Annotated in this window: 21 protein-coding genes, 1 tRNA gene and 1 pseudogene; 6 read left to right on the forward strand and 17 right to left on the reverse strand. The window is 36.3% G+C overall.

Annotation, left to right across the window (positions count from 1 at the left end; translation table 11 throughout):
* The first annotated feature begins 557 nt into the window (after positions 1-557).
* Positions 558-1,766 carry a NupC/NupG family nucleoside CNT transporter gene (locus H6F39_RS07925; protein WP_190371520.1) on the forward strand — a complete coding sequence of 403 codons (1,209 nt, stop codon included), beginning with the start codon at positions 558-560 and terminating at the stop codon, positions 1,764-1,766.
* A 182-nt stretch (positions 1,767-1,948) separates the two neighbouring features.
* Here H6F39_RS07925 and H6F39_RS07930 read toward each other — a convergent pair whose 3' ends face one another.
* Positions 1,949-3,100 (reverse strand): AAA family ATPase, encoded by a 1,152-nt coding sequence (locus H6F39_RS07930; protein ID WP_137906244.1) that lies wholly within the window; start codon positions 3,098-3,100, stop codon positions 1,949-1,951.
* Between the two features lie 87 nt (positions 3,101-3,187).
* Here H6F39_RS07930 and ggt point away from each other — a divergent pair, with 87 nt between their 5' ends.
* Positions 3,188-4,909 carry a gamma-glutamyltransferase gene (gene ggt, locus H6F39_RS07935; RefSeq protein ID WP_370539374.1) on the forward strand — a complete coding sequence of 574 codons (1,722 nt, stop codon included), beginning with the start codon at positions 3,188-3,190 and terminating at the stop codon, positions 4,907-4,909.
* Here ggt and H6F39_RS07940 read toward each other — a convergent pair.
* Entirely contained in the window at positions 4,906-5,241 is a 336-nt protein-coding gene (locus tag H6F39_RS07940) for a hypothetical protein (protein WP_228036413.1), read from the reverse strand. The genes ggt and H6F39_RS07940 overlap by 4 nt on opposite strands.
* 338 nt (positions 5,242-5,579) lie before the next feature.
* On the opposite strand from H6F39_RS07940, the gene H6F39_RS07945 reads away from it, so the two are divergent.
* Positions 5,580-5,652: transfer RNA gene (locus H6F39_RS07945), tRNA-Arg, on the forward strand.
* 121 nt (positions 5,653-5,773) lie between these two features.
* Positions 5,774-6,403: an orotate phosphoribosyltransferase gene (gene pyrE / locus H6F39_RS07950; RefSeq protein WP_137906242.1), complete on the forward strand. Its 630-nt coding sequence runs from the start codon at positions 5,774-5,776 to the stop codon at positions 6,401-6,403.
* Between the two features lie 38 nt (positions 6,404-6,441).
* Here pyrE and H6F39_RS07955 read toward each other — a convergent pair whose 3' ends face one another.
* Positions 6,442-7,743, reverse strand: a complete 1,302-nt coding sequence (locus tag H6F39_RS07955; RefSeq protein WP_137906241.1) for a tetratricopeptide repeat protein — start codon at positions 7,741-7,743, stop codon at positions 6,442-6,444.
* A gap of 242 nt (positions 7,744-7,985) precedes the next feature.
* On the opposite strand from H6F39_RS07955, the gene H6F39_RS07960 reads away from it, so the two are divergent.
* Positions 7,986-8,237, forward strand: coding sequence for a hypothetical protein (locus tag H6F39_RS07960; RefSeq protein WP_137906240.1), 252 nt, complete (start codon positions 7,986-7,988; stop codon positions 8,235-8,237).
* Here H6F39_RS07960 and H6F39_RS07965 read toward each other — a convergent pair.
* From H6F39_RS07965 to H6F39_RS08015, 12 genes and pseudogenes are all read right to left on the reverse strand, one after another.
* A complete protein-coding gene (locus H6F39_RS07965; RefSeq protein WP_137906239.1) occupies positions 8,234-8,566 on the reverse strand; it encodes a DUF5615 family PIN-like protein in 333 nt (110 codons plus the stop codon). The genes H6F39_RS07960 and H6F39_RS07965 overlap by 4 nt on opposite strands.
* Positions 8,563-8,787, reverse strand: coding sequence for a DUF433 domain-containing protein (locus H6F39_RS07970; RefSeq protein ID WP_137906238.1), 225 nt, complete (start codon positions 8,785-8,787; stop codon positions 8,563-8,565). Before H6F39_RS07970 ends, H6F39_RS07965 begins: the two co-directional genes overlap by 4 nt.
* Positions 8,788-9,188: 401 nt before the next feature.
* Positions 9,189-9,629 (reverse strand): PIN domain-containing protein, encoded by a 441-nt coding sequence (locus tag H6F39_RS07975; protein WP_190396507.1) that lies wholly within the window; start codon positions 9,627-9,629, stop codon positions 9,189-9,191.
* A 536-nt stretch (positions 9,630-10,165) separates the two neighbouring features.
* Positions 10,166-10,321: pseudogene (locus tag H6F39_RS20655) on the reverse strand (DNA-binding protein); the annotation flags it as partial.
* A 42-nt stretch (positions 10,322-10,363) separates the two neighbouring features.
* Positions 10,364-10,609, reverse strand: a complete 246-nt coding sequence (locus H6F39_RS07985; RefSeq protein ID WP_137906236.1) for a DUF1902 domain-containing protein — start codon at positions 10,607-10,609, stop codon at positions 10,364-10,366.
* A 142-nt stretch (positions 10,610-10,751) separates the two neighbouring features.
* On the reverse strand, positions 10,752-11,186 hold the full coding sequence (locus H6F39_RS07990) for a type II toxin-antitoxin system VapC family toxin (protein WP_137906235.1): 435 nt from the start codon (positions 11,184-11,186) through the stop codon (positions 10,752-10,754).
* The gene (locus H6F39_RS07995) at positions 11,183-11,449 is read right to left on the reverse strand and encodes a hypothetical protein (protein WP_137906234.1); all 267 of its coding nucleotides are present in this window, start codon (positions 11,447-11,449) and stop codon (positions 11,183-11,185) included. The genes H6F39_RS07990 and H6F39_RS07995 overlap by 4 nt, the downstream gene beginning before the upstream one ends.
* A gap of 158 nt (positions 11,450-11,607) precedes the next feature.
* A complete protein-coding gene (locus tag H6F39_RS08000; RefSeq protein WP_039201908.1) occupies positions 11,608-11,817 on the reverse strand; it encodes a hypothetical protein in 210 nt (69 codons plus the stop codon).
* Positions 11,804-12,259, reverse strand: coding sequence for a PIN domain-containing protein (locus H6F39_RS08005; RefSeq protein ID WP_137906233.1), 456 nt, complete (start codon positions 12,257-12,259; stop codon positions 11,804-11,806). The genes H6F39_RS08000 and H6F39_RS08005 overlap by 14 nt, the downstream gene beginning before the upstream one ends.
* 199 nt (positions 12,260-12,458) lie before the next feature.
* Positions 12,459-12,725 (reverse strand): type II toxin-antitoxin system VapC family toxin, encoded by a 267-nt coding sequence (locus H6F39_RS21130; RefSeq protein WP_370539375.1) that lies wholly within the window; start codon positions 12,723-12,725, stop codon positions 12,459-12,461.
* Positions 12,665-12,850, reverse strand: coding sequence for a type II toxin-antitoxin system VapC family toxin (locus H6F39_RS20660; RefSeq protein ID WP_236097038.1), 186 nt, complete (start codon positions 12,848-12,850; stop codon positions 12,665-12,667). Before H6F39_RS20660 ends, H6F39_RS21130 begins: the two co-directional genes overlap by 61 nt.
* On the reverse strand, positions 12,847-13,071 hold the full coding sequence (locus tag H6F39_RS08015; protein ID WP_137906232.1) for a hypothetical protein: 225 nt from the start codon (positions 13,069-13,071) through the stop codon (positions 12,847-12,849). Before H6F39_RS08015 ends, H6F39_RS20660 begins: the two co-directional genes overlap by 4 nt.
* Positions 13,072-13,075: 4 nt before the next feature.
* Between H6F39_RS08015 and H6F39_RS08020 the strand changes: the two genes are divergently transcribed.
* On the forward strand, positions 13,076-13,225 hold the full coding sequence (locus H6F39_RS08020; protein ID WP_190371482.1) for a hypothetical protein: 150 nt from the start codon (positions 13,076-13,078) through the stop codon (positions 13,223-13,225).
* On the opposite strand, the gene H6F39_RS08025 is transcribed toward H6F39_RS08020, so the two are convergent.
* On the reverse strand, positions 13,222-13,620 hold the full coding sequence (locus H6F39_RS08025; protein ID WP_137906231.1) for a PIN domain-containing protein: 399 nt from the start codon (positions 13,618-13,620) through the stop codon (positions 13,222-13,224). The two genes, H6F39_RS08020 and H6F39_RS08025, sit on opposite strands and share 4 nt — an antisense overlap.
* A gap of 4 nt (positions 13,621-13,624) precedes the next feature.
* Positions 13,625-13,843 (reverse strand): hypothetical protein, encoded by a 219-nt coding sequence (locus H6F39_RS08030; protein WP_137906230.1) that lies wholly within the window; start codon positions 13,841-13,843, stop codon positions 13,625-13,627.
* Positions 13,844-13,901 lie beyond the last annotated feature (58 nt).

Here is a 13,901-nt window from a genome sequence, read left to right on the forward strand (position 1 = left end):
AGAAGGCTCGTTAAAAATTAATTTCCTAGAAAGTTCTTCTCCTATTTAAGAAACATTAGCAATAATTGCTGTTGTTCAGCCTAGCACAACTAATAAAAAAATTCCTAATAAATAAATGTAAATTAATGTTAAGTATTTTAATAAATTAAAGTGGCTACAGCTATAAATATACTATACGTATACTATATTTATTCTTTACCATAAATATATGTAGACAATTCATATATAAATATTTATATACAAATCAAAGCAAATACAACGCAAGTGATGTACAAGAAGTTAGAATTAAACACAGATAAACACAGATAAACACAGATAATTTTGTACCTCATTAGACTAGGAAACGCTTCGCATTTTTGGTACGATTTTGTATAATATTACAGAACCAGATTATCAAAACTAGATTACACCTCGTCAAGCTATGTCAAGCTATAGAAATGGCATCTTTAGGAGGTGCAAAAGGTTTAAATATAGAAACTCAATTAGGTTCTCCTACCGTTGGTAAACAATCTGAATCTTGTCCACATTTTGTCCACGAAAATATTAAAATACCGAATATGGAGCGTGTTATTTCGTCCCTGGGAATCTGCATTTTTATCACCATATCCTATGCCCTTTCTGTTAACCGTAATGCTGTGCGTTGGCGGACCGTTGCTTGGGGGTTAGGATTAGAATTTGTTTTAGCTTTAGTAATTCTCAAAACTCCTTGGGGTTTGAATTTATTTAAATCTTTAGGAAATATGGTTGCTAATTTTTTAGCTTTTTCTGATGTTGGGGCAAAATTTGTCTTTGGTGAAAATTTCAAAGATCATTTTTTTGCTTTTCAAATTCTGCCAACAATCATCTTTTTCTCATCATTTATTAGTGTTCTTTACCACTATGGTATTTTGCAAAGAGTTGTCAACAGTTTAGCATGGGTAATGATGAAAACCATGAAAACATCGGGTTCTGAATCTTTGTCTTGTGCAGGAAATATTTTCTTAGGACCTACAGAAGCGGCACTTATGGTCAAGCCTTATGTAGCAAATATGACTCAATCTGAATTACACGCCGTTATGACTGGTGGTTTTGCTACTATTGCTGGTGGGGTATTAGGTGCTTATTTATCTTTTGGCATTCCCCCAGAACATTTAATTGCAGCTTTTTTTATGACTTCTCCTGTTTCTTTGATAGTATCAAAAATTATGTATCCAGAAACAGAAGTGTCGGACACTACTGGAAAAGTTAATATAGATATCAAAAGTAATTATGTTAATGTGATTGACGCAGCGACTTCTGGAGCAATTGACGGCATAAAATTAGCGGTGAATGTGGGAGTAATAATTATTGCTTTTTTAAGTTTATTGGCCGCTGTTAATGCTGGTTTAGGTTGGTTGGGAAAATTATCTGGTTATCCGCAATTATCACTAGAATGGATGTTGTCTTTTATTATGTTTCCTGTAGCCTGGTTAATGGGGATAACTTGGGCTGACTGTGGACAAGTTGGGGTTTTATTAGGTAAAAAGACGATTTTAAATGAATTTATCGCCTATTTGGATTTGGGAGAACTGATTAAAAAACAGGAAATTTCTCAACGTTCAATAATTATTGCTACTTATGCCTTATGTAATTTCGCCAATATTGGCTCAATAGGAATTACCATTGGTGGGATGACAGGAATCGCACCAAACCGTCAAAAAGACTTAGCACGTATGGGTGTAAAAACAATGATTGGCGGATTATTGGCAGGTTTTATCACTGCTGGAATTGCGGGAATGTTGATTTAATCAGAATAAAATTACTGATAGATTTTAGCAGCATTTCTTAATTTTAAATTGGGTTGATGTGGGTTAATTCATGCTTCAATAAAAACCTGTTTTGTTTATTTAATATTATCGTAATATCAGAAAACCTAATAAAACTTGCTTAAATGCTGTTTCCGTTGCACCCTCAACTAAAATTGCTATTTTCATGGACGACCTCCCATTAAATTCATTGCCCAAACTTGATCTAAACTATATTCTTCTAGCCAATGTTCTAAATTAAAACTATCACCCCATCTCATAGTAGTTAGACCATCTTCAGCATCACAAACTAACACTTCTTCAGGTTTCAAAAATCTAATTAATCTATCGGAATGAGTGGCCACAATTAGCTGAGTTTTTTGTGATGCTTCCCGCATCATATCAGCCAGTAATCTTAATAATTCTGGGTGTAAACTAACTTCTGGTTCATCTATAAGAGTAACAGCAGTTAAACCTGGACTTTGCAATAATGTTATTAACCAAATAAACCGCAAAGTTCCCTCTGATAATTGGTGCATATAAATAGGTTTAGAAAAATTCTTATCTTTCCATGTCATTGTGATAGTTCCTGCTGCTACGGGAGGAAAACCCAATCTTTCAAAATCTGGAAAAGCAGCAGTTAGAGTATCTTCAATAATTTCAAATCGTTCTGGGTCAGTTTCTCGTAAATAATAAAGACAGGAAACTAGATCTTCACCATTAGCACCAGGTAGGCTTGTAGGACGCATTGATTGTGGTAAACGAACTGGACTTTTAGGAGCAACATTCAATGCACCGTAAAATGTACATGATGCTAATCTTTTACGTAGATTCTCAGGTTCTTGATACATTTTGGGAACTTGAGCAAGAGAAGTTTCCAAGGGATTATGATCCCAATTTGGACGTAATAATTTTTGATCTTCTGTACTAAAATACTTCACATCCAATCCAAGTGAATTAATATGCTTGAATGGTTCTAAAACCAAGGGATTATTTTCAGTTAGTGTTTCTAATGCAATTTCATAGGTGAAACCTTTTAGTGCAACTTCCAGTTGGTAATCAAGTGGTGCATACCCTGGTACGCTCATAGACAAAGAAATAGTTATACTATTGGCTCTATCACGGGTAATAATATCAGGTAGTCCACCTAATTCAGAAATTTTGTTTGCTAATTGAGCATTTGCTGATGCTGCTAAAAGTGAAAAAATTTCTAACAAAGAAGTTTTACCCACACCATTAGCACCAATCATGACTGTCAGAGGACGATCACGCATATCAACTTGTACATTAAACAAGCGACGATATCCTTCAATAGTTATCCGTTCAAATGAGTTCATAATCTAAGTCTTGCCAATGGTGATGAATAAATAGTATTTTATCATTTAACTAGTTTTTGCACGCTTTAATTTACGCTAAAAATGCCCATGATTACCAAAACAAAACACCTAATCATCTCCTTTATCTTCTTTGCTGCTATCCTCACCAGTCAAGCCGTATCAGCTACCATCACCCTGCCCCTCCGTAGTAAAAGGGGAATGGTAGTTTCTGCAAATTCTCTGGCCAGTGAAGCTGGACTTTTAATGTTAAAAAAAGGCGGAAATGCCGTAGATGCAGCAGTAGCTACAACCTTCGCTATTTCAGTAGTTGAACCTTTTTCTGCTGGTATTGGTGGCGGTGGTTTCTTACTTTTTCATTCTCAAAAAACCGGGGAAATTAAAGCTTTAGATTTTCGAGAACGCGCACCCATTAAAGCTACTAAAAATATGTATTTAGATGCTGAGAGAAAAGTGCGACCCGGCGCGAGTATTACTGGTTATTTAGCAGTAGCAACACCGGGGACTGTAGCGGGTATGTATGAAGTTCATCGTCGTTCTGGTAAGTTACCTTGGCGAGAGGTTATGAAACCTGGAATTGCACTGGCTAAAAATGGTTTTATAATTAGTGATAGGGTTGCTTGGCGTTCTTCAGCAGCTTACGAAAACCGTAAACAAGCAATACTAAAAAACCCCGCAGCTAAAAAAATATTTACTCGTAATGGTGAATATTATCAACCAGGAGAAAAATTAATTCAAACTGATTTAGCTAAAACTTTAGAAGCAATTTCTGAAAATCCTCAAAGTTTCTACAGGGGAAAAATTGCTGAAACAATAGCCTCAGACATGAAGAAGAATGGCGGTTTAATTACTATTGAAGATTTAAAACAATATCAAGCAATCTGGCGCAATCCTGTATGTGGTAACTTTCGTAAAAGTAAAATCTGTTCTATGCCCCCACCATCATCTGGAGGAGTTAACTTATTACAAATGTTAAATATGATCGGTGACACAGACTTAAAGTCTTGGGGATGGCATCACCCCGATGCTATACATTTAATCATAGAAATAATGAAAATTGCCTATAGCGATCGCGCCGAATATTTAGGTGATCCTGATTTTGTTAAAGTTCCAATTTCTCAACTTATTAGCCCAGCTTATGCCCAAAAACGTCGTCAAGAAATTAACATGAAAATGGCAAGACCATCAACAGAAATTAAACCTGGACTGAAAACTTCAAAATTTCATGAATCAACAGAAACCAGTCATTTAAATGTAGTGGACGCAGATAGAAACGCCGTCAGTTTAACCTTCACAATTAACTTAGGTTTTGGTGCGGGAATTGTCACACCCGGAACAGGAATAGTTTTAAATAATGAAATGGATGATTTTGCAGTTGCACCAGGAGTACCAAACGCCTTTGGTTTAGTGGGTAAGGAAGCTAATAGTATAGCACCCAAAAAAACGCCCCTTTCTAGTATGACACCCACCATTATCACCGAAAATAATCGCTTGCGAATGGCTGTCGGAGCGCCAGGTGGTAGTACCATTATTACCCAAGTATTGCAAATAATTTTGAATGTTTTAGAATCCAAAATGGATGTTGGTACAGCGATTTCGGTCCCCCGCATACATCACCAATGGCTACCAGATGAATTGCGAGTGGAAGCATGGGGTTTAGATGCGTTAACCGCTGAAGACTTACGCCGACGGGGACATAAAATCAGGGAAACTCGACCTTGGGGTAATGCAAATGCCATCACAGTTACAGAAGATGATACCCTAGAAGCAGCGGCCGATCCTCGCGGTGATGGTTCTCCAAAGGGTTATTAATTCTCTTTTTGACCATAACCTAATTGCCAATTTTTTACTTCTTTGAGATCATTGATTTTACCTGTGAGAATAAACTTAATTGCAGTGCGTGTTTGTAAATATGCTTTTACTAAATAATGTCCCGGTTTAGCATTAATTCCAGCTATAGTTTGACTACGATTTGCTACAACTCCACAGAAGGTTTGATTGAATGGTAAATTAACTTTAATTAAAGGATCATGTGAATAATTATTTGGTAGCATAAACACAGCATATACATGATGTTGACCTAACCAAGGACGAACCACAACTTTCTTAGGATGAATATAATATTTTGTACTTTCACTAATCATAAATCCGTCATTTTTACAAGGAAAATTTGGTAATTTATGCCAGAAATTACTAAAGCAAATTATGATAACTAAAGTCAAAATAAACAGGAAATAAGGGATTTGACGGCTTCGCACTGCTAGATCCAACAACTATGTTTTTACTCATATTTTGATTTTACCAACTTGTGCTAAAAAATAAAGTGCGATCGCTTACGATACTAAATTATTACGATACTAAATTATATGGTGAAAAAGATTTTAGAGTTGAATTTAAGTATAAAATTTAACATACAAAATGACTAAGAATTTAATTTTCACCAAATTCAAAAAGTATGTTATAGTGTTGAATGTATATGCAAGGGCGCGTGGCTCAGTGGATAGAGCAACAGGTTCCGGTCCTGTGGGTCGGGGGTTCAAGTCCCTCCGCGCTCATTTTATTTGCAAGGCTAACCATAAAAGTCTATGCTTGCTTGAGTTAAGTCTTAATTTATGCTTAATTTGAAAACTCTGTTGAGTTTTAGGTTTGGTTTCACACAACTTTTCATGGTTTATAATGTCTTATTCCACTCAAACCCACAATAACTCAAATATTTGGGCGGTTAATACTGATTTAACTATTCTCCGTCATCAGCTACTAGATTTATTTTGTCAGCTTGCTTATCAAGAGGGTGATTTTGTTCTCTCTTCTGGACAACGTAGTTCTTACTATATTAACGGGAAACAAGTAACACTTCATCCCCAGGGTGCTTTAGCCATGGCAAGATTATTGCTACATATCTTACCTGAAGATACTCAGGCTGTAGCTGGTTTAACTTTAGGGGCTGATCCTATTGTATCAGCAGTGAGTGTAGTCTCTGTTTATGAAAATAGACCAATACCAGCTTTAATTATTCGCAAGGAAGCCAAGGGACACGGTACAATGGCTTACATTGAAGGTCCGAGTTTACCCCAGGGTGCGAAAGTCGTAGTTTTGGAAGATGTGGTAACAACTGGACAATCTGCACTCAAAGCCGTGGAACGATTACAGGCAGCAGGTTATACTGTAAATATGGTAATTTCACTGATAGATAGATTGCAAGGGGGTGGGGAGTTATATGAGTCTGCTGGGTTGCAATTTCAGGCTTTATTTACGATTCAGGATCTTCAGGAACGCTATCGAGAAGTTAAATCTACGATAGAGTAACGTGTATTGGTAACATGGTGTGGTGGGTGACGCTGTTGTTAACCCACCTCGGAAATTCTGGAAATCAGCTTGGTAAGCTCCTGATAATATTGTATATTTCCTGACTGGTAATAAAGATCAGCGGATTTGCGGAAATCCGTAATTGCGTTTAACTGATTCCCCAGTTGTCTATGTATATCCGCTCTGACTAAATAGGCTAGGGGATAACGTGGTTGTAAATGTATTGCTTGGGTTAAATCTGTTAATGCTGCTTTTAATTCTCCTAAAAGAAAGTAACTGCGACCACGATTAAACCAGTCTTCAGCTAAATTAGGGTTAATACTGATTGCTTGTGTATAATCAGATATGGCTTTTTTATAGTCATTCAGAGCATAACGGGCATTAGCGCGATCGCTATAGAATACAGCGGATTGGGGATACAATCGTAAAGCCTCAGTAAAATCACTGATTGCACCATTAAAATCTTTGACTGTATAACGAATATTTCCTCTGTGATAATAGGCGGCTAAAAAGTCAGAATCTATTGTTAAAGCCTGGTTATAGTCTTTAATTGCTGCTTGTATATTACCTAAAAACTTGTGAGCGTCACCTCGTTTGCAATATGCTGGAGCAAATTCTGGGGTGATTGATATTGATTGAGTATAATCTGCAACAGCACCGACAAAATCCTGCATAGCTTCCCGCACCGTTCCCCGTCCATAGTAAGCTGTAGCTAAAAGGGGATTAATTTGTAATGATTGATTATAGTCAGTAATTGCATTTTCATAATTTCCTAATTGGTGATGTGCATTAGCTCGAAAAGCATATACTATATCTAAATCAGGATTAATTTGTAATGCTTGATTATAATCGCTAATTGCTTGGTGATAATCCCCTAGATTGCCATAAATTAAACCCCGTTGATAGTAAACTTGAATATCATCAGGAACTATTGTTAATGCTTGATTAAAATCCTTAATTGCTTGGTGATAATTTTGGAGATGAGCATAAATTAAACCGCGATTGTAGTAAGCTGTAGCAAAATTGGGATTAATTTCTAGAGAACGATTATAATCATTAATAGCATTTTGGTATTTTTGCAAAGCATAATAACTATTGCCACGATTATGGTAAGCTTGAGCAAAATTAGGATTGATGTTTATAGCTTGGTTATAATCAGCGATCGCTTTTTCATAATTACCTAAAATATGAAAGATATTACCACGATTAATATACGCCATGGAAAAATTAGCAGATAATGCTAAAGCTGCATCAAAACTAGCAATTGCTTGTTGATAATTACTCCTACGATAATGATCTAAACCCTGTTGATGTAAAGTATTAATAACATTTTGATTCATAAATAAAGAGAGAATAGAGAAAAAATCTATAGCTGAGAATAGGCAACAGAGAACAGAGTTAAAAGTCCTGTGGTGTATAGTTTTTAGGTAAATTTTGGATCTCGTTCAAATACACAGCGCCATATTTGTCACCAATAAGCACACAAAATAGATTTTACCATAGATAGATCCCTGATTTCTCAAAGGATACTGCTGGCAAATAGGTGGTAAGACTCCTGCTAACCCACCAAAAAGCGAACTGCTTGCAGCAGCGCAACGCTTACGCACCTCCCACATCCCCCAAAAAGCGATTCGTATTAACTTCCAAAACTTTCCCTATTCAGTGCATAGCCGTAGTCTGTCGTATCGATCGCACCTTCCACATCCCAAAAAGCGAACTGCTTGCAGCAGCGCCTCGCTATCGCCCCCCACACCCCAAAAGCGATACCTTAGGTAAGCTTCGCTATCGCACTCCCACATCTCCCGATAAGATTGGCGATCGTACTCCAAGTTAGGTTAAGACCAAAATACTTTCTGTTTCACTGCTGTCAAACTGAATGATTGTGACAAAATTATCTGTCAAAATCTGCACAATTTTTGATGTAGGACTATTACCAATACGAAGAAAAATAAACTTAGGCGGATGACCATAAAGTAAACTACGTTGATGAAAATCAGAGTCTTTGGAAACAATCACAAAACTATTCGCTTTAGCATATTCCCATATAATTGCATCATCAGTATTTATCAGTGCTAAAGTCTTAACGTGTGCTGAATCGGGATATAGATCAATAATTTTATTAATAATCCGATCTGACAGATTTTCATCTAATAGCAGTTTCATAGTGCAGCGACAAATAACTTTTTCTCTCGATCAGCAGCAAAAGATAGACAGGCTCTAATATCTTCAGATGTCAGTTCTGAAAAATCTTCGAGAATTTCTGCTTCTGTCATACCACCTGCTAGATATTCCAAAATATCGTACACGGTTATACGCATTCCCCGAATACAGGGTTTTCCACTGCGTTTTCCTGATTCAATGGTAATAATGTCTTGGTAATTCATAATTAAGCTCTTCTTTTGAATCTTCAATCATTATATCCTAAGTTTTTAACCCAAACCCTCTAAAAAGCGATTTCTAGGTCGCACTTCGCTATCGCTCTCCCAATATCCCAAAAAGCAATACCTACGGTAAGCTTCGCTAACGCACTTTCCACATCCAAAAAAAGCGATTCCTAGGTCGCGCAACGCTATCGCCATTCCAGATCCCCAACAGCGAACTGCTTGCAGTAGCGCAACGCTTACGCACTTCCAGTATTTACTAAAAAGCGAACTGCTTGCAGCAGCGCTTGCGCTATCGCCCTTCCCACATCCCCCAAACAGCGATCCCATTTCCACATCCCCAAATGCGATCAACCTCTATAATTTACTATAGCTAGATATTGTGAATTTTGAGTTTAAACCAGCTATTTATATGATGGAACTTCTACTAACTCAGTAATGGAATCGCCAAGACGGAGAAAATGTTTCCCATTAAGAGTTAAGATTTTATCCGCTTCTATTTTTAAAGCAGAATAAGCGATTAAACTATCATAAATTGCTCCTCCCGTCAACCCTAAATTGACCATATTTTCTGTAGCTTGATAATAATCATCTTCAGTTAAAGAAATAATCTGAAATTCTTTGAGATTTTCCTGAATAAGCCTCTGAGTGATTTGAGGTGAAAAACGAGGTTGAGAAGGAAAAGAAGATATAACTGAGAACAATTCGGCTAAGGTATGAGTAATTATAAATCCTTCAAGTGAGGTTTTCACCTTTTCTAGCCATGACCAACAAGGAAAATGATGAGGATGTTTAACTAAAATAGCCGCAACTAAAACTGATGTATCAAATAATATTTTGACCATGAAATTACTTGATTCATTCTTTCATTTTTGAGTTCTTCAATTATTGAATTAGCATCTGTTAATAATTCCACATCCGAGACTAATACATGACCTTCATAGTAAAGTGATGGTTCTTCTTTGATGGGTTTTAAAATTAGTTTTCCGTCTTGAACTTATAATGATAGTTTGGATTCATTATTTAAACCTAACTGTTGTCTAATAATTTCAGGAATTTGCAGATGTCCTGATTGATTTAAGGTGACTAATTCCATAGTGTTTTTTCCAAAAAAGAGTAACTGTTTGTATTATAGCAGCGATCGCACCTCCACATCCCAAACAGCGAACTGACAAGTCAGCGCTTGCGCTATCGCCCCCTCAATACCAAAACTTAGTTTAGGATAGTGATTTGATAAGAGGTTGAGTAATAATTTTTCTGTTTTTAGCTACCTGTTTTTTCCTTAAATCTTGACAAGTTTCATGCAAATCATAATTAAAAGATTTAGCGTGTTCTTCTCGAATTTTGTAAATTTCTTCTAATACTTCATCTTTCTACATAGTTAATCTCCCATAAGTTCATAAGGTGTACAAATTGTTGGTAGTTCATATCCAGATTGAATACTAATTTATGAGAGTTTTTTCTGGATTTGTGCGTTAGCAATATGTTTACAGTTCCATGTTAACAAATAATCTACTTGATAAACAGTGGCTAAGGCAAAAGGATTTTCTTAAGTTCAGGAGTAAATGATTTTGCCATATCACACATTCACTAGGATTTTACTAATCCGTTGACTAATGATATCGATTGAAATTTCTTGACCTGAATCACCTGAGATCACTTGATTCAGTTCTAAAAGCTCTGGAACCATAATCATGAGCTTCTGCTCTAGATATTCTAAAGAACTAGCTTCTGTTATTAAACCGGGTACATCTTCACTAGAGGCAGTCCAGACTTGAGCCTCTTCATCCCAGAAAGCATGGACTTTTAAAGATAATTCACTCATAAACGTACACCATGACACAACGATCGCATCCCCCAATTATACCTCCCATCCCAGGAACGATCGCTCTCAATAATTTATGTTGCCCCAATCGCCCCCACATCCCAAAAAAGGCGATTACTAGGTCGCGCTTCGCTATCATTCTCTAACGTTGTAAATCTAAATACACTCTTTCAAAAGGCTGTTTTCGATAACTGCGGTAAATATCAAAATCACTATCTAATGTAATAATTGATGAAATATTGAGCCGTTCAGAGATAGTAATTAATGACAAATCAGCAAAATCCCCTGGTAAGTCTGCATACTGTTGATTAAGTTCTCTAATGCGAGTAAAATCTTCTGGTATTAGAGGAATACAACGATAAAGTTTTTGAGCTAAATCATTGAGAAATTCATTTTGTGTCCGATAATCTCTACTCAAAAGATACATCACTTCGGTCACGCAAGGAATAGTTGTAATCAGTTCACTTGAACATTGTTCAAAAAAGTTACAAACGGATTTATGATAATTATCTTGCACGCTGTAGTAAGCAAATAAAATACTGCTATCAGTAAGAATAATAGGAGGATAATCATTCATTGATGATATTTTTGATGGCGGTTTTGAATATGCTCTGCAACGTCTTTTTTACGATTTTCTCGTAATGATAAATTAGGAGCAGCATCTTGTAATAGGTTTTCTGGATGTTTTCCTCGTCTTTGAGCTAGGGTTTGACGAGGTTTTATGGTTTGCCAATGTTGATAAATTAGTTTTTTTAGCAGTTCTTCAGAGGTAGTATTCTCTTGAGTAATGATTTCTGCTAGGTATGTTTCCGTTTCTCGATCTAGCTTGATAGATATCATTTTTGTTTTTTGCAATGGACTTATACATTTTATGTTCTATTATACCTCTAAAAATATGATCGCTCTCCCTCACATTCCCAAAAACCGAACTGCTTGCAGCAGCACTTCGCTTACGCACACTCCCACATCCTGAACAGAAAGGCGATCGCATGAGCTAATTAATCTTGCCAATTTTCTTTTGCTCTAGCAAAAATTTCATCTATAGTTTGATCTTTATATATTGTGCGAGAGATTTCTACATAATCAGTAGGCGTTTTGTGTAGTAAGTTCAAAAAACGTATAGCTGCGGCTGAACCAAGAGACTTATACAGAGCATTTATACCTTGTACTCTAATTTCTGTATCATCCATAATATTATTGATTTTCATAATTTTCATTCTTCCTAATATAGTCAATAGGGTTCATGATTGCTATCTCTAGCTGTAATTTTTGAGATTGCTTCCTCAAACTTTCATCACAAGTCAAGAAAAAATCAGCTTGAATATTAACAGCACAGGCCAAGTGTAAAGCATCTTTACTTGATAGGTTAGCCGACTGCTGAAATAAACGGGCTTGTTCTACTATTTCAGTTTTTGGAGCTACCTTTATTTTACACAAACTGATCATGCCCAACACTGCATATTTACGATCAATGAATGGACATAATTCGGTTTCATCTTGGTGCATAAAAGACCAAACTAGAGTTACCTGTTCTGTTTGAGCTTGAGTAAATATCTCTTGGCAAGCTACAGCCTCCATTTGGATTCTAACTTGTCTTGGATCATCAAAGCCACGCTGAAAGCAGTTATAGTCTAGATAAATGAGAGTCATGTTTCATGTTTAGCCACTGTACTACTGCTTTTTATATTACTGGTTATAGGGATCGCATTCCCACATCCCAAAAGCGAACTGACAAGTCAGCGCTTGCGCTATCGCCCCTGACATCCCTAAAAAGCGAACTGACAAGTCAGCGCTTGCGCTATCACACTCCCACACCCCAAAAGCGATCGCTAATTTCACAAGATGATAATTACCAAATCACGGAGCATTCGTAACTTTTAAAAACGGAGTCACGGCTAACTAATGTTGCATTTTCAACTTTGGATTGAGCTATAAGCATTCTATCAAAGGGATCTTTATGGTGCAGTGGTAAAGTTTTTAATTCCAAAATATGAGGAAGTGTTGCAGATATTAACCTGATATTATTTCGCTCCCACTGAATCTTTAGCATAAGTTCTAGATCGTCTCTGAGAGCAAAGCAAGTTTGCCTAGCTGAATTTTGATTTGCATTTCCCATAGACTGACAACGCTAATAATTACTTCATTATCAGGATCTTGAAGTAAGTGTATTGTGCTTTTAGGAATACACTCTGGATCGCTATGCCACCACATGAAAGCATGAGTATCAAGCAACAATTTCATGATTCTCCTAGCCAAAATTCATCGGGTAATGGATCGTCAAAATCAGCAGTAAATATGCAAGATCCTAAACCAAGTCCTGCTTGGCGTAGCTGTTTGGATGAGGAGTCTTGAGACTTTTGATTAATCTTTATTTCTACCCATTGCAATAGTTGTGTAGCTAGTTGGATTTGCTCCTGAATGTCTAAATTTTTAGCTTCGTTTAAGAGTTCTTTTAATGGCATATAGTTGGCTACCTTGCAAGATACTACTGCAATCATTTTAGCGCGATCGCACCAATTTCTAAAACCAACGATCGCCCCTTACATCCCTAAAAAGCGAACTGCTTGCAGCAGCGCCTCGCTATCGCCCTCCCATTCCCCAAAAGCGATCGCTTAGAGAAAAGGATTAATAATCTGTAATCCTTCCACTGTAAAACCGTGTTGCATATCCTCTGAATAGAGTTGATTCACATTAACTGATAGTGCACTGGCGATAATTAAACTATCCCAAAATGAGAATAAATATTTTGTTCTTAATGTGGATGCTGTTAACAATATATTCAAATCAAGTTCAATGATATGATGAATTTGATAAAAACCTTGAATAAGATTTTGAATTTGATTTTCAGAAAAATTTCCTTTTTTGATTAAGTTTACACAAACTTCATTGATTACCTGAGTACTTAAATAAAGTCCTGTTTGTGTGGCTAGATGGTTAGCAATTTGATGTTTTCGGATATCTTGACTCTGATTAAGTGCATATATCCAGATATTTGAATCTAAAAATGTCATTTTTTTATTCGTTTTCGTAAATTCCTTCTCGTTTCATTGGAGTTAATTTTTCTATATTTAACGGATGTTCTAATAAATATTGGAGGTAATTTACAGACTGTTCAGAAGTGTCTTGTTGAAGAGTGACTTTAACTATATTGGGTTGTTTTAACTGTTGTTGGTACTGTTCGGGAATTTTGATCATCCCATTTTCAATAGTGGTTTGAAATTCTACTGTAATCATATCTATTTTCCTAGTCTTTATTTGCTTGTTAGTTCTATTATACCTCAGTTTATTTCCT

It is taken from the genome of Dolichospermum sp. FACHB-1250 (assembly GCF_014696335.1).
Lineage (GTDB): Bacteria > Cyanobacteriota > Cyanobacteriia > Cyanobacteriales > Nostocaceae > Dolichospermum > Dolichospermum planctonicum.

What these genes read in the sequence shown, in the direction of transcription:
- H6F39_RS07925 (WP_190371520.1), top strand. Translation starts at nt 558, where the DNA reads ATGGAGCGTGTTATTTCGTCCCTGGGAATCTGCATTTTTATCACCATA.
- H6F39_RS07930 (WP_137906244.1), bottom strand. Translation starts at nt 3,100, where the DNA reads ATGAACTCATTTGAACGGATAACTATTGAAGGATATCGTCGCTTGTTT.
- ggt (WP_370539374.1), top strand. Translation starts at nt 3,188, where the DNA reads ATGATTACCAAAACAAAACACCTAATCATCTCCTTTATCTTCTTTGCT.
- H6F39_RS07940 (WP_228036413.1), bottom strand. Translation starts at nt 5,241, where the DNA reads ATGATTAGTGAAAGTACAAAATATTATATTCATCCTAAGAAAGTTGTG.
- pyrE (WP_137906242.1), top strand. Translation starts at nt 5,774, where the DNA reads ATGTCTTATTCCACTCAAACCCACAATAACTCAAATATTTGGGCGGTT.
- H6F39_RS07955 (WP_137906241.1), bottom strand. Translation starts at nt 7,743, where the DNA reads ATGAATCAAAATGTTATTAATACTTTACATCAACAGGGTTTAGATCAT.
- H6F39_RS07965 (WP_137906239.1), bottom strand. Translation starts at nt 8,566, where the DNA reads ATGAAACTGCTATTAGATGAAAATCTGTCAGATCGGATTATTAATAAA.
- H6F39_RS07970 (WP_137906238.1), bottom strand. Translation starts at nt 8,787, where the DNA reads ATGAATTACCAAGACATTATTACCATTGAATCAGGAAAACGCAGTGGA.
- H6F39_RS07975 (WP_190396507.1), bottom strand. Translation starts at nt 9,629, where the DNA reads ATGGTCAAAATATTATTTGATACATCAGTTTTAGTTGCGGCTATTTTA.
- H6F39_RS07985 (WP_137906236.1), bottom strand. Translation starts at nt 10,609, where the DNA reads ATGAGTGAATTATCTTTAAAAGTCCATGCTTTCTGGGATGAAGAGGCT.
- H6F39_RS07990 (WP_137906235.1), bottom strand. Translation starts at nt 11,186, where the DNA reads ATGAATGATTATCCTCCTATTATTCTTACTGATAGCAGTATTTTATTT.
- H6F39_RS07995 (WP_137906234.1), bottom strand. Translation starts at nt 11,449, where the DNA reads ATGATATCTATCAAGCTAGATCGAGAAACGGAAACATACCTAGCAGAA.
- H6F39_RS08000 (WP_039201908.1), bottom strand. Translation starts at nt 11,817, where the DNA reads ATGAAAATCAATAATATTATGGATGATACAGAAATTAGAGTACAAGGT.
- H6F39_RS08005 (WP_137906233.1), bottom strand. Translation starts at nt 12,259, where the DNA reads ATGACTCTCATTTATCTAGACTATAACTGCTTTCAGCGTGGCTTTGAT.
- H6F39_RS21130 (WP_370539375.1), bottom strand. Translation starts at nt 12,725, where the DNA reads ATGGGAAATGCAAATCAAAATTCAGCTAGGCAAACTTGCTTTGCTCTC.
- H6F39_RS20660 (WP_236097038.1), bottom strand. Translation starts at nt 12,850, where the DNA reads ATGAAATTGTTGCTTGATACTCATGCTTTCATGTGGTGGCATAGCGAT.
- H6F39_RS08015 (WP_137906232.1), bottom strand. Translation starts at nt 13,071, where the DNA reads ATGCCATTAAAAGAACTCTTAAACGAAGCTAAAAATTTAGACATTCAG.
- H6F39_RS08025 (WP_137906231.1), bottom strand. Translation starts at nt 13,620, where the DNA reads ATGACATTTTTAGATTCAAATATCTGGATATATGCACTTAATCAGAGT.
- H6F39_RS08030 (WP_137906230.1), bottom strand. Translation starts at nt 13,843, where the DNA reads ATGATTACAGTAGAATTTCAAACCACTATTGAAAATGGGATGATCAAA.